Below are 25765 nucleotides of genomic sequence, written 5' to 3' on the forward strand. Positions count from 1 at the left end.
CCGGACGGAGGATCTCGCCATCGAGCGTGGCCGCATCCACGACAAGTTCGCCTGGATGCTGCGGGCGCATCTGCGCTGAAGCGACAAGCCGCCGTCCCCGGCCCCGGGGGCGGCTGCTCAGCTCTCAGGCGTCACCACGCCGCCACATGCCCATCGCCGCCAAGGCGGCGCCCCCGGTGATGAGCAGGCAGGCCAGCGCCAGCGCCACCGTCGGCCGGGCCAGGCCCAGTGCGACCAAGAGCAGCGTGGACAGGAGCGGCGCGGCGTAGCTGGCCGCGCCGAGGACGGCCAGGTCGCCGCGCTTGCAGCCGACGTCCCACAGGAAGAAGGCCGCGCCGACCGGCCCGGCGCCGAGGACCAGGATCGCGAGCCATTCGACGCCGCGCGGCATCACGGGGGTCTCCAGCACCAGGTGGGCCGCACCCGCCAAGGCTGCGGTCGCCAGGCAGAACCCCGCCACCGCACGCGTCGGCACGCCCGCGTAGCGGCGCTGCGCGACCGAGTACCCGGCCCAGACCAGGGCCGCCAGAAGCGCGATGCCGTGGCCCGGCGCGGGGTCGAAGGACAGGCCCCGCCCGCCCGCGACGATCAGCGCCGCCCCCGCCAGTCCCAGGGTCGCGCCGGCCACGTGGAACCACCGCAGGCGGTCCACCAGCGCCGACAGGAGCACGATCAGCAGGGGCCACAGATAGGCGATCAAGCTGGCCTCCACCGCGGGGGCCGTGCGCAACGCCAACACGTAGAGCAGGTGATAGCCGAACAGCCCGCCCACCCCCAGCGCCCAGGCGCCCGGGGGCACGCCGCGCGGCAGACCGCGCAGCGCCCCCACCGCGCCGCCCACCGCGAAGCACATCGCCAGCAACTGCAGGGGCGGAATGCGTTCGGCCAGCGTGGTCAGCGCGGCCAGGGTCGCCCAGAGCGCGATGGCCCCGAACCCGACCCAGGTGGCGGCGTTGCGTCCCATGGCTGCGGCCTTGCACCGGGGCGCGCGGCGCGGCAACCCTTGGCGCCATGGCACAGGACATCGTCATCGTCGGCGGCGCGATCATGGGCTCCAGCCTCGCGTGGTGGCTGACCGAGTTGGGGCACGACCCCGGGTCCATCACCGTGGTCGAGCGGGACCCGTCCTATGCCGCCTGCGGGACGGCGTTCACGAATTCCTGCATCCGTCAGCAGTTCGGCAACCCGTTGAACGTGGCCCTGTCGCGGTTCGGGGTGGCGTTCCTGCGCGCCTTCCCGGAGACGATGGGCGATCCCCGCGTGCCGCCGATCCACCTGCACGCGTTCGGGTACATGTACCTGGCCGGCGACGCCGCGGAGGCCGATCGCCTGCGCGCGGCGCATGCGGTGCAGGCGCGGGCGGGGGCGGCGACGCGGCTGATGGCGCCGGACGCGATCGCGGCGGCGTATCCGTTCTACGACCTGGACGGGATCGTGCTGGGGTCGCACAACCCCGTCGACGAGGGGTACTTCGACGGGACGACGATGTTCGAGTGGTGGCGGCGCATCGCGGTCGCCCGCGGCGTCACCTATCGTCACGGCGAGGTGGCGGGGGTGGACGTCCGGGGCGGACGGGTCCGGGGCGTCGTGCTGGCGGACGGGGCCCGGCTGGGCGCGGACGTGGTCGTGAACGCGGCCGGCACGCGGGGGGCGGCCGTGGCTGCGATGGCGGACGTGCGGCTGCCGGTGGAGCCGCGCAAGCGCTATACGTGGGTGTTCGACGCCGAAACGCCCCTGGACCGCGACCTGCCGCTGACTATCGATCCGTCCGGCGTTCACGTTCGGCAGGACGGGGCCGGCTACATGGCCGGGGCGACGCCGGCGGTGGACCCCGCCGTCGACCCCGACGACTTCGCCGGCGAATGGGAGATGTGGGAGGACCGCGTCTGGCCCACGCTGGCCACGCGGATCCCCGCCTTCGAGCGGATCCGCGTGCGCCAATCCTGGGTCGGGCATTACGACCTGAACACGTTCGACGCCAACGCCCTGGTGGGCCCCGTGGCGGATGGGCCGGAGGGGTTCATGATCCTGAACGGCTTCTCCGGGCACGGGCTGCAACAATCGGCGGGGCTGGGACGCGGGTTGGCCGAGCGCATCGTGCACGGCCGGTACGTCAGCCTGGACCTGTCGCCCTTCACCCCCGACCGCGTCGCCCGGGGCGTGCCGTTCGCGGAGGCCGCGGTGATCTGAGCCTGTCGCGGCATCGCACCGCGAGGCACCATCCGCATCGGTCCGGGGTCGGGCTAGGGCGCGGCGAACCGCCCCAGGGCGGTGGGGTCGGGCGTCCAGCCGTTCCGGTCCCAGGCGGGGCCGAGCTCGGTCCGCAGGGGGTTCGGGGTCGCGTCGACCTCGATCCAGGCGGCGCCCAGCGCGCGACAGGCCTCCGCGGTGGCGGCGAGGCCTATGCTCGATCCCAGGAAGTGCGGCGCGAGGACCGCGCCGGCCCCCCGCGCCGCGGCGGCAATCCGGCGCAGGCCGGACAGCCCGCCCCACTTCGCGACATCGGGCTGCACGACGCGCACGCCGGCCCCCATCAGGGTCGCGAAGCCCGCCTCGCCGCGCACGTTCTCGCCCGCGGCCAGGGGCATCGAGGATCGCCGGGCCAACGCGGCCCAGTCGGCGGCGGGGGCGTCGGCGGGGATCGGCTCCTCCAGCCATGCCACGCGATGCGGAGCGAAGGCGTCCGCGTGGCGGCAGGCGTCGTCCACGGTCCAGGCCTGGTTCGCGTCGGCCATGACCGTGTCGTCGGGTCCGACCAAGTCCCGTAGCCGGCCCAGGGCGGCGAGGTCGGCGTCGCGTCCAAAGCCCACCTTCAGCTTCCACCCCGTCCATCCCCGCGCCCGCAGGGTCGGGACGACGGCGTCCAGGCGGTCGGCGGTCAGCGCGCTGGCATAGGCCGGGACGGGGGCCGCCTGGGTCCCCCACAGGGCAGCCAGGTCCCGGCCCGTGCGGTCCGCGACCACGCCCCATCCCGCGACGTCGAGCGCGGCGATGCATTGCGCGAAGGGCCCGGCCTCCCCGCATTGCAGCACGAGGGGGCGGGTGCGGTCCGTCAGGTCGCGCCACAATCCTTCCGGTCCGTCGAAGCGCCGCCCCGTGGCCAGGGGGGCCAGGACGTCCGACAGGATCCGGGCGCGGTGGGCGGATCCGAAGGCGGGCCAGTTGCAGAACGCCTCCCCCCACCCTTCGGCGCCGTCCCGGTCGACCATGCGAACCAGAAGGGCCGGACGCGCGTGCATCGTGCCGAACGCGTTCCGGCGCGGGACGTCCAGGGGCGCGGACAGCGCGACGACGTCGATCCGGGCGGGCCGCAGCGCGTGGTCCGTCACGCCGACCGCCGTTCGGTCCAGGCCTGCCGGACCTGCCACAGCACCAGCCCGAGCGACAGAACCGCAAAGGTGGCAACGATGGGGCGGGACAGGAGCGCCATCGGGTCGTCGCCGTAGAGGATCACGAAGCGCACGAAGTCCGCGTCGATCTGTCGTCCGAGGAACAGGCCGATCATCAGGGCGATCAGGGGAAAGTGGTGGCGCCGCATGACGTGGCCCAGGAGCCCGAAGGCGAAGGTGATGACGACGTCCTCCCACAGGCCCCGGAACGAATACGCCCCCAGGGCCAGCACCACCGCCAGGATCGGCGCCAGCAGCCGCGACGGGACGGTGACGATGCGCACCACTTGGCTGGCGACCAGGACGGCGAAGAGGCCCAGCATCGCCATCTGCGCCAGGTTCCCCAGGATCAGGCCATAGACGAGCGGCCCGTTGTCGATGAAGAGTCGCGGCCCCGGCACCAGCCCGTGCAGGAGGAACGCGCCCGAGATCACGGCCGTGGACGCGCTGCCCGGCACGCCCAGCGCCATGAGCACGGCCATGGCCCCCCCTTCGGAGGCGTTGTTCGCGGATTCCGCGGCGACCACGCCCTTCGGCTCCCCCTCGCCGAACCGCTCGGAGGCGCGGGCCCGCTTGCTGGCAGCCGCATAGGACAGGAGCGAGGCGACCGTGGCGCCCGCCGCCGGCAGGAGGCCGACCAGCGTGCCGATCGCCGATCCCCGCGCCCAGGTGGCCACCGCACCGAAGCCCTGCCGCACCCCGCCCATCATGCGGCGGATGTCCGTGCCGCGGGTCGCGCCCTCCGCGATGGCGGGGCGGGCGACGATGGCGATCAGTTCGGGCAGGGCGAACAGGCCGATGACGCACAGGATGACGGGCAGGCCGTCCTCCAGGGCATCCAGGCCCATCGTGCCGCGCGGGATGCCCGTCGTCACCGACGTGCCGATCGTGGACAAGAGCAAGCCGATCACGCCCGCGAAGATCGTGCGCGCGAAGGACCGGCGCTGCAGGGTGGCGATCATCAGGATCACGAAGATCGTCAGGAACAGCATCTCACCCGACCCGAACAGCAGGGCGAAGCGGGCCATGGGCTCGATGAACGCCAGGAGCGCGAGGTAGCTGATGGCGCCCCCGATCACGCTGGCGGCGATCTGCAGGCCCAGCGCCTCGTTCTGGCGTCCGGCCTTTGCCATCGGATAGCCGTCGAACGTCGTGGCCGCGGCGCCAGGCGTGCCGGGCGTGTTGATCAGGATGGCCAGGAACCCGCCCCCCGTCAGGCTGCCGGTATAGACGGCGGTCATCAGGATCAGCGCGGGCAGGGCGTCCAGCTGGAAGGTCAGCGGCAGGATCGCGGCCAGCCCCAGCGCGGCGGTCATGCCGGGGATCGCGCCGATCACCAGCCCCAGCACCATCCCGCCCAGGATGAGGACCGGCACCTGCCAGTCCAGCAGAAGCGCCGCGCCCGCGGCGATGGCACCCCCGTCGATCACCCCAAGCCCCGCGGCCAAAGCGGCAGGTCGACCCCCAGCGCCCACGAGAAGCCCAGCCCCACCGCCGCCAGGAGGCCGCCGACGATCCCGACATGGACGGCCACGCGGCGCTCGCGCATGGCCAGAAGGAGGGCGGGGACCCAAAGTGCGACGGTCGCGACGAAGCCCAGCAGCCAGATCGAACCCGCCAGCAGGGGCAGGCCCAGGACGAAGGCCGTCCGGTTGCGATGCGCGCCGATCGCGCTGTCGGGCTCCACCGCGAGGCGTTTGCGCAGCGGTCCCAGGGCCGACCAGGCCACGAAGGGGGCGGAAGCCCAGGCCGCCAGCAGGAGGGGCGTGATCAGCCACGCCGCCTCCGGCTCGTCGATAGGGTTCGCGCGCGTCGACAGGACGTACCACGTGGCCCAGGCCAACCCCCCGACGAGGACGGCCAGCGCGGTCCAGTCGGTCCCGCGCCCGCCGCTGGTCCGGTCGGTCAACCGGATCAGCCCTCGGCGCCTTCCAGGATCGCGGTGAAGCGCGCGTCGACGTCCGAGATCAGCGCCTGCCCGTCGATGGGCCCGGTCCAGTCGGTGCCGACGCCCGATTGCGCCGCGCTTTCGCGGAAGGCGTCGGAGGTGACGACCTCCTCCAGGGCCGTGGCCAGGGCCTCGAACCGGTCGGGATGGTTCTCACGTACGTCGGAATGGACCGCGAAGAAGCGATAGGCGCCGCCTTCGGGAACGTCCGCGGCCTCGCCCATGGCGTCCAGCTCGGCGTTGATCGACGGCGCGTCGGGCCAGTCGGGGGCGGACCCCTCGTCGCCGAACAGGCCCAGCGGCACGGCCTGGTCCGCCAGCGACGTGGCCCCGCCCGCGCCGGCGGCGGTCACCTGCACCTCGCCCGCGGCGAAGGCGCGCCGGGCGTCGCCGCCCCCCGAATAGGGTACCGTGCGGACGTCCAGGCCCAGCGCGTCGAACATCGCTTCCGCCAGGATGGTCCCGACGGAGCCCTGGCCCGACGATCCGAAGGTCAGCTCGCCCGGGTTCTCGCGTGCCCAGGCGACCATGTCCGCCAGGGAGTCCCATCCCGCATCGGTGCGGGCGAGCAGGATGGCCGGGTCGATCCATTGGACGTTCAGCACGGCCAGGTCGTCCATCTCGAACAGGCCGGGCTCCCGGAACTTGCCGTAGGTCGTGGCGGGCGCGAAGGCGACGAGGACGGTGTGGCCGTCGTGATCCATCTCCATGAAGCGACGAAGGCCGGTGCGCCCGCCCGCGCCGCCCACGTTCTCGACCACGACGCCGGTGCCCAGGGCGTCGGGCAGGAAGGGCTGCACGGACCGGGCCGTGCGGTCGACGGAACCGCCAGCGCCGTAGTTGACGAACAGCGTCACCTCGCGTTCGGGAAAGGACTGCGCGGCGGCGGGCGCCGCGAGCAGAACCGTGGCGGCGAGCGTCGCGAAGGTGCGGCGGGTGATGGTCATGGCGTCTTCCTCCCGGGATCGAGCCGCCCTTGCGCGAGCGGCCGTCGTCGGAAATGGTAGTCGGAATTCGACCACCAAGGCAAGGCGGATAGCATGGAGCGCGACGTCGCGATGATCGAAGGGCTGTCCTGCCTGGGCTTCTCGGAGCCGGAGGCGCGGACGTTCGAGGCGTTGACGCGCGCGCAGCCCGCCACGGCCTATGCGGTCGCCAAGTTGTCGGGGTTGGCGCGCGCGAACTCCTACGGGGCGGTGTCGGCGCTTCTGGTGCGGGGCGCGATCCGCGCCGTGTCGGACGCACCGGTCCGCTATGCCGTCGCGGATCCGCAGGGGTTCTTTCCGGGCCTCGCCCGCGACATCGCCGACACCGCGCAGGACGTGACCGCGCGAATCGCCGCCGCCAGCCAGGCCGCGCGCGCCGACTTCGTCGAAACGGTGGAGGGGGCGGCGGCGGTCGCCGCACGGATCGGACGGGCTATCGACGGGGCGGCGGCGCATCTGCACTTGAAGACGGTGGACACGCTCGCCGCGCCCCATCTGGACGGGCTGGCCGCGGCGGCGGACCGCGGCGTGCGGGTGACCGTGGTCGGGTCCGGCGGGTCCTGGGGGCGGCTGGGCGACCACCCGAACGCGTCCGTGGTTCCCCACGAAGGGACGGGGTCGGCGCCGAGCGACCCGCATCGGGTGCTGTTCACCCTGGTGGGCGACGGGGGTGAGGCGATCGTGGCCGACATGGGGGATCCCCCCCGTGCCTATGTCGCGGCGAACGCGGCGCTCGTGTATCTGATCCGGACGATGATCCTCCACGAGATCTATCTCGCGGAGATCATCACCGCCTTCGGGGCGGACGCGATGGCCGAGCGCGGGGTCGACATAGCGAGTCTGCGGGCGCGCCTACGGCCGGACACGCACGGGCTGTCGGTCCCCCCTACGCCGTCGTCCGCCCCATCGCGGACGCGGCACGCGCCCAGCTGATGCAACCGCCCGCCAGGAGGAACGCGGTCTGGCGGTCCGACAGGGGCAACGCCCAGTCCGCGTGGACGGGCGTGCCGTCGGGGAGGCACAGGGCGGGCACCGCGCCCCGCGCGACCGCGTCCCGGCATCCGCGGAGGCGGAGCCGCCCCGCCGCGGCGACCGCGTCGCGAGCGTCGCCGTCCAGCGAAAGGGGGAGCACGCCGAAGTTGACGAGGTTGCGGGCATGGGTGCCCGCGATCGTGTCGGCCAGAACCACGCGCAGGCCCAGCATCCGCGGCGTCATGGCCGCATGCTCGCGGCTGGATCCCTGGCCGTAGTTCGCACCCGCCAGGATGGCGTGGTCCCCGTTCCCGGCGGCGGCGTAGTCGGGGGCAAGGTCGCGGAAGGTGAAGGCCGACAGGCGTTCGGGGTTCGACCGCCAGGGCAGCACGCCCGCGCCGCCGGGCAGGATCTCGTCGGTCGAGACGTCGTCGCCCAGACGCAAGCGCAAAGGGAGATCCAGGTCGTCGGGCAGGGGATCGAAGACCGGCATCGCGGTGATGGACGGCCCCTTGTCCAGCGGGGGCGGGTCGGCGGGCGGATGGACGAACTGCGCTGGGTCGTGGGCGGGGCGGGCGGGGGGGCGCGGGCGCGGGGGGGCGCGGTCCAACGTGCGGGGATCCGTGATCGCGCCCCGCAGGGCGGACGCGGCCGCGACCTGCGGCCCAGAGAGATAGACCGCGTCCTCCACCGTGCCGGACCGGCCGGGGAAGTTGCGGGGCACCGTGCGCAGGGACCGCCGCCCCGATGCGGGCGCCTGCCCCATGCCGATGCAGCCGTTGCACCCCACCTGATGGAGCCGGGCCCCCGCCTCGATCAGGGGCGCCAGGTGGCCGGTCGCCACGAGGTCCCGCAGGATGTCGCGGGAGGCCGGGTTCACGTCCAGCGAGACGCCGTCCGCCGCCCGGCCCCCGGCCACCACCTCCGCCACGATTGCCGCGTCGGCCCAGCCCGGATTGGCGGAGGAGCCGAGGTAGACCTGCGCCACGGCCGCCCCGGCGACCCGCGACACGGGCACGACGTTGCCGGGGCTGGACGGAGTCGCGACGAGCGGTTCCAGGGTCGACAGGTCCAGATCCTGCACGTCGTCGTACCGCGCGCCCGCATCGGCGGACAGGGGCGCGGCGTCGTTTGCCCGCCCGCGCGCGGTCAGGAAGTCGCGCACGGCGTCGTCGGCGGGGAACAGCGTCGCCACGGCCCCGGTCTCGGTGCCCATGTTGGCGATGACGTGGCGGTCCCAAACGGACAGGTCGTCCAGCCCGGGGCCGAACCATTCCCACACGGCGCCCCGTCCGCCCGCCACGCCGTGACGGCGGAGCATCTCGAGCGCGACGTCCTTCGCGCCCACCCAGGGCGGCAGGCGACCCGTGACGCGGACGCCCCGCACGGAGGGCATCGTCATCGGATGCGGCGCGCCCGCCATGGCCAGTGCGAGGTCCAGGCCGCCGGCGCCGATGCCCAGCATCCCCAACGCCCCGGCCGCGGGCGTATGGCTGTCGCCGCCGAGCAGCACGGCGCCGGGGCGTCCGAAATGGGCCATGTGGACGACGTGGCTGATGCCGGTGCCGGGGGGCGCCAGGATCAGTCCGAACCGCGCCGCGGCGGAGCGCAGGAAGCGGTGGTCGTCGGCGTTGCGGTGGTCCGCCTGCAGGAGGTTGTGGTCGACGTACTGCACCCCCAGCGGCAGGGCGGAGCGCTCGATCCCCATGGCCTCCAGGGCCAGCATCACCAAGGTACCGTTGGCATCCTGCATCAGGGTCTGGTCCACGCGCAAGGCGATGGGGCGGCCCGTCTCGGCGGTGCCTTCGGCGAGGTGCGCGTCGACGATCTTGCGCAGCAGGCTGCGGGGGCCGTTGGCGCGAGCCTTGGAATCCGTGGTCATGATCCGACGGCTAGGGGGAACTCGCGGCCCCGTCCAGCCGGGGCCGGTGCGGGGCCGCGGTGGTCGGGACGACCCGAACGGTGCCTAGCGGCCGCGGGCCCTGCGCCATTCTGCGAAGGCGTCGGCATGCTCGGGCTTCGTGCCGGGATAGAGGCCGATGATGGTCTCGCCCGCCTGCACGCGCTCCAGGACGAAATCCTCGTAGACGGTCATCTCGACGGCCTCGTCGGCGATCTCGTCGGCCATTTCGGCTGGCACGACGATGACGCCGTCGGCGTCGCCCACGACGACGTCGCCCGGAAAGACCGGCGCCCCGCCGCATCCGATGGGGACGTCCATCTCGATCGCCTCGTTGATGGTCAGGTTCGTGGGCGAGGACGGGCGCTTGTGATAGACGGGCATGGCGATGCCCTCCATGTTCATGGCGTCGCGGAAGCCGCCGTCGGTGACGATGCCCTCGGCCCCGCGTACCATCAGCCGCGTGACCAGGATGTCCCCCGCCGACGCGGCGGTCGCGTCGCCGCGGCTGTCGATCATCATCACGTGGCTCGCGGGGCAGGTCTCGATGGCGACGCGCTGCTTGTGGTCGGGGCGGCGGAACTCGGCCAGGGTGTTGCGATCCTCGCGCGCGGGCATGTATCGCAGGGTGAAGGCGGGCCCAACCATGTTGCGCCCACGCCGGCCGATGGGGCGGACGTCCTGCACCACCTGTCCCCGCAGCCCGCGCTTGAACAGCGCGGTGGCCAGCGTCGCCACGGATACGCCGCGCAGCTTGCGTCGCGTGTCTTCGTTCATGATGGATCCTCGGGTCGGAACAGTCGGGCGTCCGCCAGGAAGTCGCGCATCCTGGCGCCTTGCGCATCGGTCAGCGGCCATGCGGATGGCGGCCGGGTGGGCCCGCAATCGCGCCCCATCAGCGCCAGCGCGGCCTTCACCCCGGTGACGTTGGTGCCGTTGCCCTCCTCCGCGCGGATGGCCTCGAACGCGCGCATGCCACCGATCAGGCGGCGCGCCTCGGTCCAATCCCCGCGTTCGAGCGCGGCATGGATCGCGACGGAACGCTCGGGCCAGACGTTGATCAGGCCGGAGGTGAAGCCCCGCGCGCCGACGGCGTAGAAGGCGGGGGCCCAGACCTCCGCCAGGCCGCCGACCCAAACGATGCCGGGGTCGCAGGCGGCGATGGCCTCCCCCAGGCGCATGGGGTTGGGGGTGGCCCATTTCACGCCGCGCACGCCGGGCAGCGCGCAGAGATCCGCGATGGCCCCGGTGCCGATCGCGTCGTTGCGAAGGTACAGCATCACGGGCAGGCCGTCCGCCGCATCCGCCACGCGGCGGACGTACTCAACCGTGCCCCGGGGGCTGACGAAGGGGTCGGGTGGCTGGTGGACCATGACCGCGTCCGCCCCAGCCCGGGCGGAGGCCGCCGCCAGCGTGCAGGCGTCGTGGATGCCGCGCCCCACCCCGGCCAGCAGAGGGGCGCGGCCTTGAAGCAGGTCGGCCACCGCCTGGACCATGCCCACCGCCTCCCCGGTGGTGAGGGCATAGAACTCGCCCGTGTTGCCGTTGACGACCGGCATGTGGACGCCCGCCGCCAGGGCGTGGTCCAGGATCGGCGCCAGGCGCGCGGGATCGGGCCGGTCGTCCGCGTCGAACGGCGTCACCAGGATGCCGGAGATGCCGCGCAGGGCCCGGTCGAGGTCGTGCGCCATCAGAAGATCGCCGGCTCGCCCGCCGCGGGACCGTGGTCGCGCTGCAGGTAGTCGAAGTCGCAGCCCTGGTCGGCCTGCGTCACGTGGCGCGAGAACATCCACCCCCAGCCGCGGTGAAAGCGGGGTTCCGGCGGCGTCCAGGCGGCGCGGCGTGCCGCGAGCTCGGCCTCGTCCACCAGCATGTCCAGCCGCCGGGCGGGCAGGTCCAGACGCACGGTGTCCCCCGTCCGCAGCAGCGCGAGCGGGCCGCCCACGAAGGCTTCCGGCGCGACGTGCAGGACGCAGGCCCCATAGGACGTGCCCGACATCCGCGCATCGGAGATCCGCAGCATGTCGCGGTGCCCCCGCGCGATGAGCGCCTTGGGGATCGGCAGCATGCCCCATTCGGGAAAGCCCGGGCCGCCCAGGGGGCCCGCGTTGCGCAGCACCATCACGTGGTCGGGCGTGACGTCCAGGTCGGGGTCGTCCACGGCGGCCTTCATCTCGGGATAGCCATCGAAGACCAGGGCCGGCCCTTCGTGGACGTGGAACCGGGGATCGCAGGCCGCGGGCTTGATGACCGCCCCGTCCGGCGCGAGGTTGCCGCGCAGCACCGCGAGCGATCCTTCGGCATAGACGGGGTTCGACAGCGGGCGGATGACGTCGTCGTCGTGGACGGGGGCGTCCGCCACCTCGTCGCCCAGGGTGCGGCCCGTCACGGTGCGGCAGGACAGGTCCAGCCGATCGGACAGGCGCGCCATCAAGCCGCGCAGCCCCCCGGCCACGTAGAAGTCCTCCATTAGGTGATCCTTGCCCGCTGGGCGGACGTTCGCGATCAGCGGGGTCGTCCGTCCCAGCGCGTCCAGGTCGTCGAGGCCGAACGCCACGCCGGCGCGCCGCGCCATGGCGATCAGGTGGACGACGGCGTTGGTGGAGCATCCCGTGGCCATCGCCACGATGGCGGCGTTGCGAACGGAGGCGGGGGTGACGATGCGGTCGGGGGTCAGGCCCTCCCACACCATGCCCACGATCCGCCGACCGGAGGCGGACCCCATCCGCTGGTGTTCCGAGTCGACCGCGGGGATGGACGACGCGCCCGTCAGCGACAGGCCCATCGCATCGGCGATGGCGGTCATGGTGGAGGCCGTTCCCATCGTCATGCAGGTGCCCGCGGACCGCGCGATGCCGCCCTGCAGCCCCTGCCATTGCGCGTCCGTGACGTTGCCCGCCCGGCGTTCGTCCCAATACTTCCAGGCATCCGACCCGGAACCCAGCGTGCGCCCCGCGAAATGACCCCGCAGCATCGGTCCCGCGGGAACGAAGACGAACGGCATCCCGGCGGTAAGGGCCCCCATCACCAGACCGGGCGTGGTCTTGTCGCAGCCCCCCATCAGGACCACCCCGTCGAAGGGGTGCGAGCGGATCATCTCCTCCGTCTCCATCGCGAGCATGTTGCGGTAGAGCATGGAGGTGGGCTTGGTGAAGCTTTCGTCCACGGACAGAGCGGGCATCTCGAGGGCGAAGCCACCCGCCTGCGCCACGCCCCGCTTCACGTCCGCCGCGCGTTCGCGGAAGTGGGCATGGCACGAGTTGATCTCGGACCAGGTGTTCAGAACGCCGATCAACGGCTTTCCCATGAACTCCACCTCGGAATAGCCGAGCTGCATGAGGCGGGAGCGGTGGCCGAAGCTGCGAAGGTCGTCCGGGGCGAACCAGCGCGCGCTGCGCAGATCCTCGGGACGCAGTTGGGTCTGAGGGGTGGCATCGGATGGGTCGGACATGCGCGCGATGTTTGCGCATACACACGCCGAAGGTCAATTTGCAGCCGTGCAATGCGGGGTTTCGCTGCGTACCTACATCGAGCTGTTGACCGATTGGACACGTCCATGCTCCGTTTGCATGTATGCGCATTCATCGCGCGGCCGGTCCCATGGCCGGCAGACGTGACCGGGCGTGACCGCCCGAACGGGAGGACGAAACCATGCTTTATCGGAAAACGATCCTCGCGGCGATCGCCGCGACCACGGCCCTGTCGGCCCCTTTGGCGACCTTCGCGCAGGAACTGCCGCGAAACGTGCGCCTCGTGATCGGCTCCACCTCCACGGGGGGCGACACCTATCAGAACTCCGCCATCGTGGCGGACGCCCTGGCCGAGCATCTGGGCATCAACGTCAAGGTCGACGCCGTCGGCGCGACGGAGGCGTTCAAGGCCCTGGAACGGGACGGTCGCGGCACGACGCTGATGATCTTCCACGACCAGTCGTATCTGGGCGAGCTGTACGGGCGGCAGGGCTACGACGACCCGTTCGAGACCTACGTGATCGGACCGACCGTCGCGATCAACCCGGGCAACGCCTATCTCGCGTCCTGCGACAGCCCGTACCAATCGATGGAGGACATCCTGCAGGCCGCCGCCGATGGGGACCGCGTGCGCGTCGCCATCCAGCCGGGCGGCGTATCGGAGATCGGATTCTCGGCGATGAAATACGCCGCCTCCGTGCGGTCGCCAGGATCGGAGAGCAACATCGTCGCGGTGAACACTGGCAGCCAGTCGGACAAGAACCAGGCCATGTGGGACGACCTGGCGGACGTCATCAACGGATCGATCCAGGCCAACGAGCAGTTCACGCAACTGCCCGCCGACGACCCCAAGTGCATGCGCTTCGTTTGGATCACCGCCCGCCCCGCCACGCTGGAGGCCGCGCCCGCCGAGGGAATGGGCGACACCACCCGCGACGACCTGCTGCAATACGCGACCCCCAACGTCGACGTCACCCTGGGCGAGGACGGACCGTTCACCTTCGACAAGGAGTTCTTCTTCCTGTTCAACCCGGACATGGACCCGGCCATCGTCGAGCAGATCGACACGGCGCTGACGGAGATCTTCGCCGAGGGGTCCATTCAGGAGCGGCAGACGGGCAGCTTCTTCATCCCGAACTTCCTGCCCTCGGACGAAGCGCGCGCGCACCTGTCGGAGAAGCGCGACACCTACGAGCAGGTCATCTCAACCATCGCGGACGACGCGTCCTGACCACGGGCGGGGCGGTCCGGGCCGCCCCGCTCCCGCTGCCCGGAGGCCCCCATGGGCGACCTGACCCGCGTCACCATCGACTTCGAACGGTCCCACCTGGTGTTCCCCACCATCGTCGCGGCCGTCCTGGCCGTCCTGGGGCTGGCGATCGTGCTGCGCGACCGCAGGCGCATCGCGGGTGCCGGCGCGCATTGGCGAGGCATCTGGCGGGACATGGACCGCGTGCGGTTCCTCGGCACGCTGGCGCTGACACTGCTCTACTTCACGCTGATGGTACCGGTGGGCCGCATCTGGCCCAACACCGGGCTCGGCTTCCTCGTCTGCTCGATCCCGTTCGTTCTGGCGACGGGCCTGTTGTTCATGCACGATCGGGGCTGGCGCCAGGTCCTGCCGGTCGTCGCGGTGGCCGGGATCGCCCCCACCTTCGTATGGTGGCTGTTCACCTATCCCTTCTTCCTGACGCTGCCCTGAGGTCCACGCGATGATCGAGGCCGTCACGACGCTGGTCACGCCAACCTTTCTGCTGCTGGTGCTGGGCGGCACGTTCACGGGCATCGTGTTCGGCGCGATCCCCGGCATGACGGCCACCATGGCCGTCGCGGTCTGCCTGCCCCTGACCTATTCCCTGGGGCTGGAGAACGGGCTGGCGCTGCTGCTTGGCCTCTACGTGGGCGGCATATCGGGGGGGATGGTGCCCGCGGTCCTGCTGGGCATCCCCGGCACGCCTTCGTCGATCACGACGACGTTCGACGGGTATCCCATGGCCCAGCGCGGCGAGGGGGAGGCGGCCCTGCGCATCGGCATCGTGGCATCGCTGGTGGGCGGGCTCGTCAGCCTGGGGATCCTGTGGGCCTTCGCGCCGACGCTGGCGGACTTCGCGATCCGGTTCTCGTACGTCGAGAAGTTCCTCATCATCCTGTTCGCCCTGACGGTGATGGCGGCGCTGTCGTCGGACATGCTGCTGGGGATCTTCTCGGGCGTGCTGGGGATCTTCGTGGCGCTGATCGGCGTCTACGACATCTCGGACGGGGGGAACGGGAACCTGCGTTTGATCCCGCCGGGAACGGAATACTGGCTGGAATCGGGCTTCTCGCTCCTGCCGGTGCTGATCGGGCTGTTCGGCCTGGCCGCCGTGCTGGAGCAGGCCGAGGCGGGCGTGCCGCGGGGCCATTCGGCCAAGGACCTGGCGGTGGGCCGTGCGGGCGGCTTCCGCCTGCGGATGCTGCGCGGCGAGGGGGTGAACCTCGTCCGGTCGTCGGGCATCGGGACGTTCGTGGGGATCCTGCCCGGCGTGGGCGGATCGGCCGCCTCCATCCTCGCCTATTCCAACGCCAAGACCTTCTCGAAGACGCCGGAGCGGTTCGGGACCGGCGCGCCATCGGGCATCGTCGCGTCGGAGGCGGGCAACAACGGGCTGACGGGCGGCGCCCTGGTGCCGCTGCTGTCGCTGGGCATCCCGGGCGATTCCACGACCGCGCTGCTGATCGGGGCGTTCACGCTGCAGGGGATCCAGGTCGGCCCCCTGTTCATCGGCAACAACCCGGACACGTGGAACGCGATGATCTTCGCCATGATCGTGGCGAACCTGGCGATGTTCGTGATGATGTATGCGGCGATCCGATGGTTCGCACTGGTGGTCACGGTGCCCAAGCACGTGCTGCTGCCCGTGATCCTGATGATGTGCGTGGTCGGCGCGTACACGATCAACTACGGGATCATGTTCGACGTGTGGACCCTGCTGATCTTCGGCGTGGCGGGCTGGCTGTTCACCAAGCTGCGGCTGGAGGTGGCGCCCTTCATCATCGGCTTCATCCTGGGACCCTCGGCGGAGGTGTACTTCGTCAAATCCCTCGAAAGCTTCGGCGATCTGACGATCTTCTTCACGAAGTCCTGGATCGCGTGGGTCCTGTGGGGGCTGATCGTGCTGTCGGTCGCGGCCTCCGCGTCGCTGTCGTCGCGGCGGCGGCGTCCGGCGACGGCATGACGCCTTGCGGTCGACGGCACGCGCGCGCAGTACCGCGGCCGTGACCGACCTGTCCCCCCCGTCCGGCGCGCCGCGCCGCCGCGTCACCATGAGCGCCGTGGGCCGCATGGCAGGCGTCAGCCAGGTGACCGTGTCGCGGGCGCTGTCCGACCCGTCGAAGGTGTCACCCGATACCCTGGCCCGCATCCGCCGCGCGATCGAGGCGACGGGCTTCGTTCCCAACGCCCTGGCCGGCGCGCTGGCGTCGAGCCGGTCGCGGCTGGTGTCGGCGCTCGTGCCGTCGATTACCAACATCGTCTATGCCAGCCTGCTGCAGACCTTCAGCACGGGCATGCGGGAAGCGGGGTATCAGATGCTGATCTCCGAGACGGGCTTCGATCCGGCGGAGGAGGAGCGCGTCGCCGCCACCCACCTGTCGCGCCGCCCGGACGCGATGCTGCTGACCGGCATCCATCACAGCACGGGCATGCGGCGGATGCTGCTGGGCGCGGGCATACCGGTGGTGGAGGTGTGGGACCTGACGGATTCTCCCCTGGACGTCTGCGTGGGCTTCTCGCACGCGGAGGCCGGACGCGCGGTCGCCGCCTTCGCGCGGGGGGCGGGGCATGAACGTGCGGGGGTCGTGTCGGCGGGGGACGCGCGCGCGGGGCGCCGCCGCGATGCCTTCGCCGACGCGTTCGGGGGCGACGTCCTGCGCGTCGACCTGACGGGGCCCGCGACCCTGGCGGGGGGCCGCGACGGGTTGGCGCGGTTGCTCGACCAGGGGTTCGCCCGGGGCGTGGTGTTCTGCTCGTCCGATGCCTTGGCGCAGGGCGTCCTGGTCGAGGCGGCGTCGCGCGGCCTGTCGGTTCCCGGGGACATCGCCGTGGTCGGCTTCGGGGACCAGGCCTTCGCGGCGCATCTGGACCCCCCGCTGACGACGGTCCGCGTCGACCGGGAGGCGCTGGGCGCGGCCGCGGCGGACGCCGTGACTGCGCGGCTGTCGGGCGACCCCGTTCCGCGTGCCATCATCGATGTGGGCTTCCGGATCGTCCGCCGCGCGACCGCCTGACGGGTCGCCGCCGGGGCCGACGTCGCGCGAATCAGGTCGGACGGATGGTCCCGCCCGGCCCGCTAGAGCCCTTCGGCGGTCTTCTTCACGAAGGCGGACAGGTCGTCGCGGAACTCCGGGCGCTCCAGGCCGAATGCGATCGTGGCCTCGAGGAATCCGATCTTCGTGCCGCAGTCGAACCGCGTTCCCTCAAAGCAATAGCCGTGGACGTTGTCCTTCTCCTCGACCTCGCGGGCGATGGCGTCGGTCAACTGGATCTCGCCGCCCACGCCGGCCTTCTGCCGCTCCAGATGACCCATCACGTCGGGCGACAGGATGTAGCGACCGATCACCGCCAGGGTGGACGGCGCGGTTCCCGCCTTCGGCTTCTCGACCATGCCGCGCACCTTGACCGAGGTGCCGGTCCGCGCCTCGTCGGAATCCAGTATGCCGTAGGCGCCGGTCGCGTCCTCCGGCACGTTCATCGCGGCGACCATGTTGCCGCCCGTGTCGGCATAGGCTTCGACCATCTGCTTGAGGCAGGGCCGTTCGGCATGGATGATGTCGTCGGGCAGCATCACGGCGAACGGCTCGTCGTGGATGAAGCGGCGCGCGCACCAGACCGCATGCCCCAGGCCCAGCGCCTGATCCTGCCGGATGTAGGCGATCGTGCCGGACTGCATGTTCGTTTCCTCCAACTCCTCCAGCAACTTGGTCTTGCCCTTCTCCTTCAGGGCGGTTTCCAGGTCGCGGGCCCGATCGAAGTAGTCGGCCAACGCGGACTTGCCCCGCGCGGTGACGAACAGGAAGTCGGTGATGCCCGCGGCGCGCGCCTCGTCGATGGCGTATTGGACCAGGGGCCGGTCCACGAGGGTCATGATCTCCTTCGGGATGGATTTCGTGGCTGGCAGGAACCGCGTTCCCATCCCCGCCACGGGGAAGATCGCCTTCGTGACCTTGCGTTGCATGTGATGTCGCCTCCCGTGGCGGTTGTCAGTCGGTTCGCAATGTGACGCCTGCGCCGCAGACGAGGAAGTGGGGATTCTCGTATCCAGGCTTTCCGTATCGCAGGGGTTCGTGACCGTCTGCCGACAGCGTGACGCCGCCCGCCGCGCGCACCACCGCGTCGCCCGCGGCGGTGTCCCATTCCATCGTACGGCCCAGGCGAGGGTAGAAGTCCGCCTCCCCCGCCGCGACCAGGCAGAATTTCAACGAGGATCCCGCCGCGCGGCTGTCGGCCACCCGGTAGCGCGCGATGTAATCCTCCAACTCCGGGGAGCGGTGGGACTTCGACGCCACGACGACGAGCGCCGCGTCGTCGGCCTGTCGCACATGCAGCTCCGTCGTAGGACCGGGCGCGTCGCGGTCGAACGGCCCGGCCTCCTCGACCGCGCGGCCCGAACCGTCTGTGTAGAACAGCCGCCCCTTCGCCGGTGCATAGACCACGCCGGCCACGGGCACCCCGTCCACGACGCGGGCGACGTTGACGGTGAACTCGCCCCGACGGTGCACGAACTCCTTCGTGCCGTCGAGCGGATCGACGATCAGGAAGTCGGACGCGCCGACCCCGTGGCTGTCGGACCGTTCCTCGGTCACGATGGGCACGTCCGGGAAGGCGGCCCGCAGTCCTGCGTGGAGGATCCGGTCCGCCGCCAGGTCCGCATCCGTGACCGGTGACGCGTCGTCCTTCGCGCGCACGCCCCTGTCGTCGCGTCGGTAGACATCCATGATCGCGGCGCCCGCATCGAGCGCGAGCCGGCGGAAGGGAAGGGTGTGGGGGTCGGGCAAGGTGATCGGTCCATCTGGGGCTCGGTCCCCTTGCCATGACGGCTGCGCCCCCTCCGGGCAAGCGCGTTTCCCCGCGGATTGCGGAAACCCGCCACGGGAAAATGCCCCCTGCCCCGTATTGCGGCCCCAAAACGCCATTCCTATATAGCCCTCCAGCCGCGATCCGGACCCTCAACGGGCCGGGTCGCATCGCTTCAGGGATAGGCCATGGGGGGCCGGGACGGACCCCGTGGCCGCACATCGCCAGAGAGGACAGACACAATGGCAAAAGTCATCGGGATCGACTTGGGGACCACCAACAGCTGCGTCGCCATCATGGACGGCAGCCAGCCCCGCGTGATCGAGAATGCCGAAGGCGCGCGCACGACGCCTTCGATCGTCGGTTATACCGAATCCGAGCGTCTGGTGGGTCAGCCCGCCAAGCGTCAGGCCGTGACCAACCCGGAGAACACGATCTTCGGGATCAAGCGCCTGATCGGCCGTCGGTTCGACGACGAGCATCTTAAGAAGGACCTCAAGAACCTCCCCTTCAACGTCGTCAGCGGCAGCGGCGACGCCTGGGTCGAGGTCCGGGGCGAGAAGTTCTCCCCCGCGCAGGTCAGCGCGCTGATCCTTCAGAAGATGAAGGAGACGGCGGAAAGCTATCTGGGCGAGGACGTGACGCAGGCCGTCATCACCGTGCCCGCCTACTTCAACGATGCCCAGCGCCAGGCGACCAAGGATGCCGGCAAGATTGCGGGCCTCGAAGTGCTGCGCATCATCAACGAGCCGACAGCGGCGGCCCTGGCCTATGGCCTGGACAAGAAGGAGACGCGCACGATCGCGGTCTACGACCTCGGCGGCGGCACCTTCGACGTCACCATCCTGGAGATCGACGACGGCCTGTTCGAGGTGAAGTCCACGAACGGGGACACGTTCCTGGGCGGCGAAGACTTCGACATGCGGATCGTCAACTACCTGGCGGACGAGTTCAAGAAGGAGCACGGCACCGACCTGACGCAGGACAAGATGGCCCTGCAGCGCCTGAAGGAGGCGGCGGAGAAGGCGAAGATCGAGCTGTCGTCCTCCCAGCAGACGGAGATCAACCAGCCCTTCATCTCGATGGGATCGAACGGCCAGCCGCTGCACTTGGTGATGAAGCTGACGCGGTCCAAGCTGGAATCGCTGGTCGGCGACTTGATCAAGGCGTCTCTGAAGCCGTGCCAGGCCGCGATGAAGGATGCGGGGCTGACGAAGGACGACATCGACGAGGTGGTCCTGGTCGGCGGCATGACACGCATGCCCAAGGTCATCGAGGAGGTGACGAAGTTCTTCGGCAAGGAGCCGCACAAGGGCGTGAACCCCGACGAGGTCGTGGCCATGGGCGCGGCCATCCAGGCCGGCGTGCTGCAGGGTGACGTCAAGGACGTCGTGCTGCTCGACGTCACGCCGCTGTCCCTGGGCATCGAGACGCTGGGCGGCGTGTTCACCCGCCTGATCGACCGCAACACGACCATCCCGACGAAGAAGTCCCAGGTCTTCTCGACGGCCGAAGACAATCAGAACGCCGTGACCCTGCGGGTCTTCCAGGGCGAGCGGGAGATGGCGGCCGACAACAAGATGCTGGGCCAGTTCAACCTGGAGGACATTCCCCCGGCGCCCCGCGGCCTGCCGCAGATCGAGGTGACGTTCGACATCGACGCCAACGGCATCGTGTCGGTCAACGCCAAGGACAAGGGCACCGGCAAGGAGCAGTCCATCACGATCCAGGCGTCGGGTGGCCTGTCCGACGAGGACATCGAGAAGATGGTCAAGGACGCCGAGGCGAATGCCGAAGCCGATAAGAACCGCCGCGAGCTGGTCGAAGCCCGGAACCAAGCCGAGTCGCTCGTCCATTCGACCGAGAAGTCGGTCGAGGAGCATGGTGACAAGGTCGACCCGTCCACGGTAGAGGCCATCGAACTCGCCGTTTCCGCGCTGAAGGAGACGATGGAGGGCGACGATGCGGGCAAGATCAAGGCCGGCATCCAGAACGTGACCGAAGCCGCGATGCGCCTGGGCGAGGCCATCTACAAGGCCCAGCAGGAAGGCGAGGCCCAGGACGGAGCTGAGCCCGCCGATGACGCCGACACGGCGCAGCCCGCGGACGACGACATCCTCGACGCCGACTTCGAGGACCTGAACGACGACCAGCGCAAGCACGGCTGATCGGCGAACAGGCCAGTCAAAGGCCGGTCCGGGCCCCCGGGCCGGCCTTCTTCGTAGAGGTATGATGATGGCGAAGCGTGACTATTACGAGACGCTGGGCGTCGCGAAGGGCGCCAGCGCAGACGAGATCAAGAAGGCCTACCGCCGCAAGGCCAAGGAACTTCACCCCGACCGCAACAGCGACAACCCGAACGCGGAAGCGCAGTTCAAGGAGGCCAACGAGGCCTACGACGTGTTGAAGGACGCCGAGAAAAAGGCAGCCTACGACCGGTTCGGCCATGCCGCGTTCGAGGGTGGCGTGGGGGGTGGCGCCGGACGTCGCCCTGGGGCCGGCGGTCCGGGACAGGGCGACTTCGCGTCCGCCTTCTCGGACGTGTTCGAGGATCTGTTCGGCGACTTCATGGGTCAGCAGGGCGGGGCCGGTCAGCGTGGCGGACGCGCGCGGGCCACCCGTGGCAGCGACCTGCGCTATAACCTGCGCGTCACCTTGGAGGAGGCGTTCGGCGGACAGCAGAAGACGATCACGGTGCCCACCGCCGTCCAATGCTCCGCCTGCGAGGGGCGTGGCACGGAAGGCGCCAGCGAACCCGCGACGTGCCCCACCTGCTCGGGCATGGGGAAGGTGCGTGCGCAACAGGGCTTTTTCACGGTGGAACGGACTTGCCCGACTTGTTCGGGGGCGGGCCAGATCATCAAGAACCCATGCAAGTCGTGCGGCGGCGTGGGTCGCGTCGAACGGGAACGGCAGTTGAACGTCAACATCCCGGCAGGGGTCGAGACGGGCACGCGCATCCGTCTATCCGGCGAGGGCGAGGCCGGCCTGCGCGGGGGTCCCACGGGCGACCTGTACATCTTCATCGAGGTGCAGGACCATCCGATCTTTCAAAGGGACGCGACGAACCTGTGGTGCCGCGTGCCGGTGTCGATGATCGCCGCCGCCTTGGGCGGCGAGGTCGAGGTGCCGACGATCGATGGAGGTCGAAGCCGGGTGAAGGTTCCGGCGGGCAGCCAGACGGGCCGTCAGATGCGTCTCCGCGGCAAGGGCATGCCGGCCCTTCGGGGCGGTCCGACGGGTGACATGGTGATCGAGCTGTCGGTCGAGACGCCGGTCAACCTGTCGCCCCGTCAACGGGAGTTGCTGCGGGAGTTCGAGCGCGAGGCCGGGGAGTCGAACAACCCCCAGGGCGACAGCTTCTTTCGCAAGGTGAAGGGCTTCTGGGACGGGATGACGCACTGACCCTATGGCGGTGCCTCCGAAGGGCGCCGTCTAGGCGCTCGCGGTGGCATCGTCCGTGGTCCGATCCGTTTCGACGGGTTGGACGAACCCGCTGAGGAGGGTGAAGCCCGACAGGAGGAACGCGGCCACCGCGCCGTCGTAAGGCAGGCCCACCGCCGCGAACCCGGGAGTCCTGGTGGCGTACAGCCAGATCATCAGGGCGAGCACACTCATGATCGCGGACAGACGCCAGGATCGGAAGCCGTTGCGCCGGACGTCGGCACGCACGTCCAGCGTGGTCGCGACGGCGCCCAGGACCAGCGTCAGCACCGCGATCACCTCGTCCGCACGGGTGGGCATCGCCGTCAGCGACAGGGGCGCGATGTCGTCGACCAGGGCGCCGTTGATGAAGACCATGGCGGCGATCACCTCGACCGGCACGAAGCGCCGGACCCGGTCCAGGTAGGCCACTTCCTCTTTGCCCCGCGCGCCCTCGCTGGGAGGCTTGCCGCCCTTCGCCACGGGGCGCGGCTCGATCGTGATGGGGGCGGCGGTCAGCATCGCGGGACCGGCCGAATCCGCCAGGGCGATCCGTCGCGGCAGGACCGTACGTGACCTCATGCCGTCCCCCGATGACTTCCGTGGGAGAAATCATAACAGCGCGACACGGGTTCGCCTAGCTCCGTCGAATGGGATGTCCGCCGTCATCGCCCCTTCGCATTCGAAATCGACGTCATGCGCTTCGAGGCTGCCGGGGACGAGGTCCGTCTCCGTCGTACGTCCGTTACCGGATAAGCAGAGTTCGAAGATACGATGAACGCCACGCAAGGCACCGGTCCCGGGACGCACGCGACACCGCGGGGGTCGTCGTCCCTGCCAAGGTCGTCCGCGCGTGGGTTGATGTGATCCCGTCCGAAGCCAGCGTTCGGCCAGAGCCATCGCGACCTCGTCGGCCATGTCTCGACGGGCCGGTTCGGCACGGGCGAGCTTCATCTCGTCGTCGACCGCGCCGATGGGGACCTTCGTTCGTCCTACGCGGCCTTACCCGACCGATCGCGACGCCGGGTGAAGGGGTCTTGCGCAGGCGACATGGTTCCTGGACGTTCGCTCGAAGTCGATTGACGTCGTCGCGGGACGGAAGGTCCGAATGCCGGAACGAACGGAATGAGGCGCCCACGCCTGTTGGCGTGGCTGGGGGGCATGCCCGACGTCGAGACGCTGCTGCCGATCCTGCAGCGCGTGGCCGAGCGTGGCGCGTTGGACGTCGATGCGCATCTCTACGGCAAACTCCTGCGCAAGGAGCCCCGCCTCGCGAAGGCGACCACGCATCCCGCCCTCCGGCTGCGATTGTCCAGCAAGCTACGGATGCGGTTCCTTTGGCATCGCGACGCGACCCGTGCGGACGGGATCGTGTCGATCGCCGACCCGGTGCTGGACCGATCGCCCACACGTAGACGCAGCAATGCACTGTCCCGGGGCGGCCATGCGGTCGCGTTCGTCCAGCACGGCGTCCTGCAGACGGCGGTGAACCATTTACCGGACATGCCCCCCCCCGCCTTCGCCGCCGAGCGCCTGCTGCTGTGGGATCGTCCCGGTCCGCCCCTGGATCCGACGGATCCCCGGTGCGTCACAATCGGATTCCCGAAACGACCCTTGCTCGACCCGGTGACGCCCCCCCCGGCGCTCGCAGCATGGCGCGCGTCGCATCGGACCGCGATCCTCGTATGTCATTCCTTTCGATGGCCCGGCAAGCGCTTCGCGGACGATGCAGTGCCTGCCTTCTTCACCATGTTGGAGGAGGTCGCCCGCGCCGCGCCGGAGATCGGGCTGATCCTGAGGGGTCATCGCGTGAAGCGGGAAGCGGTCAGCGATGCGTTGGAGGTCGCCCTCGTGCAGCGGTATCCCAACGTGCTTCGTTGCGGCACGGGGGCGGCCGCGATCCTCACGGGCCCCATCGACGATGCGATCGCGGTCTGCGACGCCGTCGTCGGTCCGATCTCCACGGTGCTTCTGGACGCGGCCTATCGAAACCGGCCCACGGCCGCGTTCGACGATGACCCGACCGCGCTGCAGGGCGTGGGCCGGATTCGCGATGCCGCCGACCTGACGGCCTTCGCACGCGATCCGTCCGATGATGGCAGCGAAGCCCTGCGCCGGCGGTTCGGGGACATGGACGGGAACCTGGACCGGGCCGCGGGCGCGTTGGAGGACTGGCTAGGCGCCTAAGGGCGGTCGAAGGTCGGTTCGATGACCTCGCGCAGCAACCCATGGACCGCATCGGCGACCCGGTCCGCATTGGCGTCAGGATCGAAGTCGGCGAGCATCTTCGCATAGTGGCGCAGAACGACGCCGTCATGCGTTCGGGCGAGGAACGCACCGACCGCGCGTTCGAGATCGCCATGGTCCCAGCGCAAGTCCACCACGTCGTCCCATGTCAGGTCGTCCCGCCATTCGATCGCGCCTGGCAGGCGCCGCCACCACGCCCGACCGAACGCGATGGCTGGGATGCCCTCGCGGATCGCCTCCCAGCCGACGGTTCCGGTGATCGTGGCGACCGCACCCGCCCGCGCGGTCAGCGCCTTCGTGTCGGCCCATGACGGCAGGACGGTGACGGATGGAATGCGTCGCAGCCGATGCCAGAACAAGGGACCCCGCATGTAGGCGCCCTGCTTCGGGTTCTCCTTCACGAGGATACGGATTCCGGGCGGTACGATCTCGGACAGGTGCTCGATCGCGAGGGCTTGGTCGCGGAACGGCCCGCCCAGCGACGATGTCGTCATCTCGGGCTGCATCTGAAGCGGGACATAGACATAGGGGCCGTCCAGGTCGACGGCTCCGTCCTCGAACCCCGCGAGGTGGTCGAAGTAGGCGAGCGAGTCCTCGTGGAAGAATCGGGCGAAAGGGTCGCGCCACCGCGGGAACCGACCCTGGAGGTCGCGCATCCGTCGCAGCAGGCCGACGACGTAGAGCGGGTTCAGCGCCCGCCACCGTCCGTGGCGGATCAGGAACGCGGTCATCTGCGCGACGGATGCCGCCGTCAATCTGCCCCCCTTCCCGCGATCCTGCCGGATCCCGCCCATGTAGAAGAGGTCCAGGTCCTCGCCCCGTTCGATGGGGAAGGCTTCGGCCGCCGTATCGCTATCGAAGCCGCCCAGATGGGCGGGATCGCGCATCGACCAGAACCGGCCGGGAAACAGCGACTGGCCCAAGATCGTACACGGGATGTCCATCGCGCGCGCGGCCAGGAAACAGGCCGTGTCGTACCCCATATGCGGTACGTCGAAGAACAGGGCGTGGGTCACGCCATTCTCGGCGATGCCCTGTGCCGTGACGTCCATCAGGATATGGGCATAATCCGTGTAGTCCTGCATAGTCCGCAGGGGGTGGGCGTCGTGCGACACCCCCTCCGCGCGTCGATGCAGGTGATCGACCAGCATCTCCATGTCCTCCGCGAACGCCGGATCTTCGATCACGGCCCGGGCGGCGCCGGAATAGCGTCGGTGGCGCATCAGATGTCCGCGCCGCCCCGTACGCGTGTCCATACGGGTCAACGCGCTGGCCTTGTAATGCGCGTCCCGTCCGCCGAGGTGCCGCGCGACGTCGACGTCGCGGCGGCGGGCCGGGCGGCGGGCGACGTGGCGCGGGGCACCGCCTTGGACGAACC

General features: G+C 70.4%; 22 protein-coding genes. 9 read left to right on the forward strand and 13 right to left on the reverse strand.

Annotated elements, in window-relative coordinates:
* Positions 1–124 precede the first annotated feature (124 nt).
* On the reverse strand, positions 125–964 hold the full coding sequence (gene yddG / locus P0084_RS17740; protein WP_308918224.1) for an aromatic amino acid exporter YddG: 840 nt from the start codon (positions 962–964) through the stop codon (positions 125–127).
* A gap of 47 nt (positions 965–1011) precedes the next feature.
* On the opposite strand from yddG, the gene P0084_RS17745 reads away from it, so the two are divergent.
* A complete protein-coding gene (locus P0084_RS17745) occupies positions 1012–2190 on the forward strand; it encodes an NAD(P)/FAD-dependent oxidoreductase (protein ID WP_308918225.1) in 1179 nt (392 codons plus the stop codon).
* Positions 2191–2243: 53 nt separating this feature from the next.
* Here the strand turns inward: P0084_RS17745 and P0084_RS17750 are convergent, their stop codons facing one another.
* The 4 genes from P0084_RS17750 to P0084_RS17765 are packed head-to-tail and all read right to left on the reverse strand — an operon-like array spanning position 2244 to position 6284.
* The gene (locus P0084_RS17750; protein WP_308918226.1) at positions 2244–3329 is read right to left on the reverse strand and encodes an enolase C-terminal domain-like protein; all 1086 of its coding nucleotides are present in this window, start codon (positions 3327–3329) and stop codon (positions 2244–2246) included.
* A complete protein-coding gene (locus P0084_RS17755; protein ID WP_308918227.1) occupies positions 3326–4819 on the reverse strand; it encodes a tripartite tricarboxylate transporter permease in 1494 nt (497 codons plus the stop codon). The genes P0084_RS17750 and P0084_RS17755 overlap by 4 nt, the downstream gene beginning before the upstream one ends.
* Entirely contained in the window at positions 4816–5298 is a 483-nt protein-coding gene (locus P0084_RS17760) for a hypothetical protein (RefSeq protein WP_308918228.1), read from the reverse strand. The genes P0084_RS17755 and P0084_RS17760 overlap by 4 nt, the downstream gene beginning before the upstream one ends.
* A gap of 5 nt (positions 5299–5303) precedes the next feature.
* On the reverse strand, positions 5304–6284 hold the full coding sequence (locus tag P0084_RS17765) for a Bug family tripartite tricarboxylate transporter substrate binding protein (protein ID WP_308918229.1): 981 nt from the start codon (positions 6282–6284) through the stop codon (positions 5304–5306).
* Positions 6285–6377: 93 nt separating this feature from the next.
* On the opposite strand from P0084_RS17765, the gene P0084_RS17770 reads away from it, so the two are divergent.
* Complete coding sequence (locus tag P0084_RS17770) at positions 6378–7256, forward strand: TrmB family transcriptional regulator (protein WP_308918230.1); 879 nt, start codon at positions 6378–6380, stop codon at positions 7254–7256.
* Here P0084_RS17770 and P0084_RS17775 read toward each other — a convergent pair.
* The 4 genes from P0084_RS17775 to araD form a co-directional block, all read right to left on the reverse strand.
* Positions 7210–9177: an aconitate hydratase gene (locus tag P0084_RS17775; RefSeq protein ID WP_308918231.1), complete on the reverse strand. Its 1968-nt coding sequence runs from the start codon at positions 9175–9177 to the stop codon at positions 7210–7212. The genes P0084_RS17770 and P0084_RS17775 overlap by 47 nt on opposite strands.
* Positions 9178–9261: 84 nt before the next feature.
* A complete protein-coding gene (locus P0084_RS17780) occupies positions 9262–9972 on the reverse strand; it encodes a ribonuclease activity regulator RraA (RefSeq protein WP_308918232.1) in 711 nt (236 codons plus the stop codon).
* Positions 9969–10886, reverse strand: coding sequence for a dihydrodipicolinate synthase family protein (locus tag P0084_RS17785; RefSeq protein WP_308918233.1), 918 nt, complete (start codon positions 10884–10886; stop codon positions 9969–9971). The genes P0084_RS17780 and P0084_RS17785 overlap by 4 nt, the downstream gene beginning before the upstream one ends.
* Entirely contained in the window at positions 10886–12646 is a 1761-nt protein-coding gene (araD, locus tag P0084_RS17790; protein WP_308918234.1) for an L-arabinonate dehydratase, read from the reverse strand. The genes P0084_RS17785 and araD overlap by 1 nt, the downstream gene beginning before the upstream one ends.
* A gap of 200 nt (positions 12647–12846) precedes the next feature.
* Between araD and P0084_RS17795 the strand changes: the two genes are divergently transcribed.
* Genes P0084_RS17795 through P0084_RS17810 form a run of 4 tightly spaced genes read left to right on the forward strand, consistent with a single transcriptional unit; the run spans position 12847 to position 16931 of the window.
* Positions 12847–13896: a type 2 periplasmic-binding domain-containing protein gene (locus P0084_RS17795; protein ID WP_308918235.1), complete on the forward strand. Its 1050-nt coding sequence runs from the start codon at positions 12847–12849 to the stop codon at positions 13894–13896.
* A gap of 51 nt (positions 13897–13947) precedes the next feature.
* Positions 13948–14367, forward strand: a complete 420-nt coding sequence (locus P0084_RS17800) for a tripartite tricarboxylate transporter TctB family protein (protein ID WP_308918236.1) — start codon at positions 13948–13950, stop codon at positions 14365–14367.
* Between the two features lie 10 nt (positions 14368–14377).
* Positions 14378–15880, forward strand: coding sequence for a tripartite tricarboxylate transporter permease (locus P0084_RS17805; RefSeq protein WP_308918237.1), 1503 nt, complete (start codon positions 14378–14380; stop codon positions 15878–15880).
* A 40-nt stretch (positions 15881–15920) separates the two neighbouring features.
* Positions 15921–16931 carry a LacI family DNA-binding transcriptional regulator gene (locus P0084_RS17810; protein WP_308918238.1) on the forward strand — a complete coding sequence of 337 codons (1011 nt, stop codon included), beginning with the start codon at positions 15921–15923 and terminating at the stop codon, positions 16929–16931.
* A 62-nt stretch (positions 16932–16993) separates the two neighbouring features.
* Here P0084_RS17810 and galU read toward each other — a convergent pair whose 3' ends face one another.
* Positions 16994–17878, reverse strand: coding sequence for a UTP--glucose-1-phosphate uridylyltransferase GalU (galU, locus tag P0084_RS17815; RefSeq protein ID WP_308918239.1), 885 nt, complete (start codon positions 17876–17878; stop codon positions 16994–16996).
* Between the two features lie 25 nt (positions 17879–17903).
* A complete protein-coding gene (gene cysQ / locus P0084_RS17820) occupies positions 17904–18698 on the reverse strand; it encodes a 3'(2'),5'-bisphosphate nucleotidase CysQ (protein ID WP_308918240.1) in 795 nt (264 codons plus the stop codon).
* A gap of 261 nt (positions 18699–18959) precedes the next feature.
* Here cysQ and dnaK point away from each other — a divergent pair, with 261 nt between their 5' ends.
* Together dnaK and dnaJ are read left to right on the forward strand one after the other, a co-directional pair.
* On the forward strand, positions 18960–20885 hold the full coding sequence (gene dnaK, locus P0084_RS17825; protein ID WP_308918241.1) for a molecular chaperone DnaK: 1926 nt from the start codon (positions 18960–18962) through the stop codon (positions 20883–20885).
* 67 nt (positions 20886–20952) lie between these two features.
* On the forward strand, positions 20953–22122 hold the full coding sequence (gene dnaJ, locus P0084_RS17830) for a molecular chaperone DnaJ (protein ID WP_308918242.1): 1170 nt from the start codon (positions 20953–20955) through the stop codon (positions 22120–22122).
* 30 nt (positions 22123–22152) lie between these two features.
* Here dnaJ and P0084_RS17835 read toward each other — a convergent pair whose 3' ends face one another.
* Positions 22153–22722, reverse strand: a complete 570-nt coding sequence (locus tag P0084_RS17835; RefSeq protein WP_308918243.1) for a hypothetical protein — start codon at positions 22720–22722, stop codon at positions 22153–22155.
* Between the two features lie 543 nt (positions 22723–23265).
* Here P0084_RS17835 and P0084_RS17840 point away from each other — a divergent pair.
* On the forward strand, positions 23266–24327 hold the full coding sequence (locus P0084_RS17840) for a hypothetical protein (RefSeq protein WP_308918244.1): 1062 nt from the start codon (positions 23266–23268) through the stop codon (positions 24325–24327).
* On the opposite strand, the gene P0084_RS17845 is transcribed toward P0084_RS17840, so the two are convergent.
* Positions 24324–25643: a capsular polysaccharide export protein, LipB/KpsS family gene (locus P0084_RS17845; protein ID WP_308918245.1), complete on the reverse strand. Its 1320-nt coding sequence runs from the start codon at positions 25641–25643 to the stop codon at positions 24324–24326. The two genes, P0084_RS17840 and P0084_RS17845, sit on opposite strands and share 4 nt — an antisense overlap.
* Positions 25644–25765: the final 122 nt, after the last annotated feature.

The organism is Jannaschia maritima, assembly GCF_030973515.1.
Taxonomy (GTDB): Bacteria; Pseudomonadota; Alphaproteobacteria; order Rhodobacterales; family Rhodobacteraceae; genus Jannaschia; species Jannaschia maritima.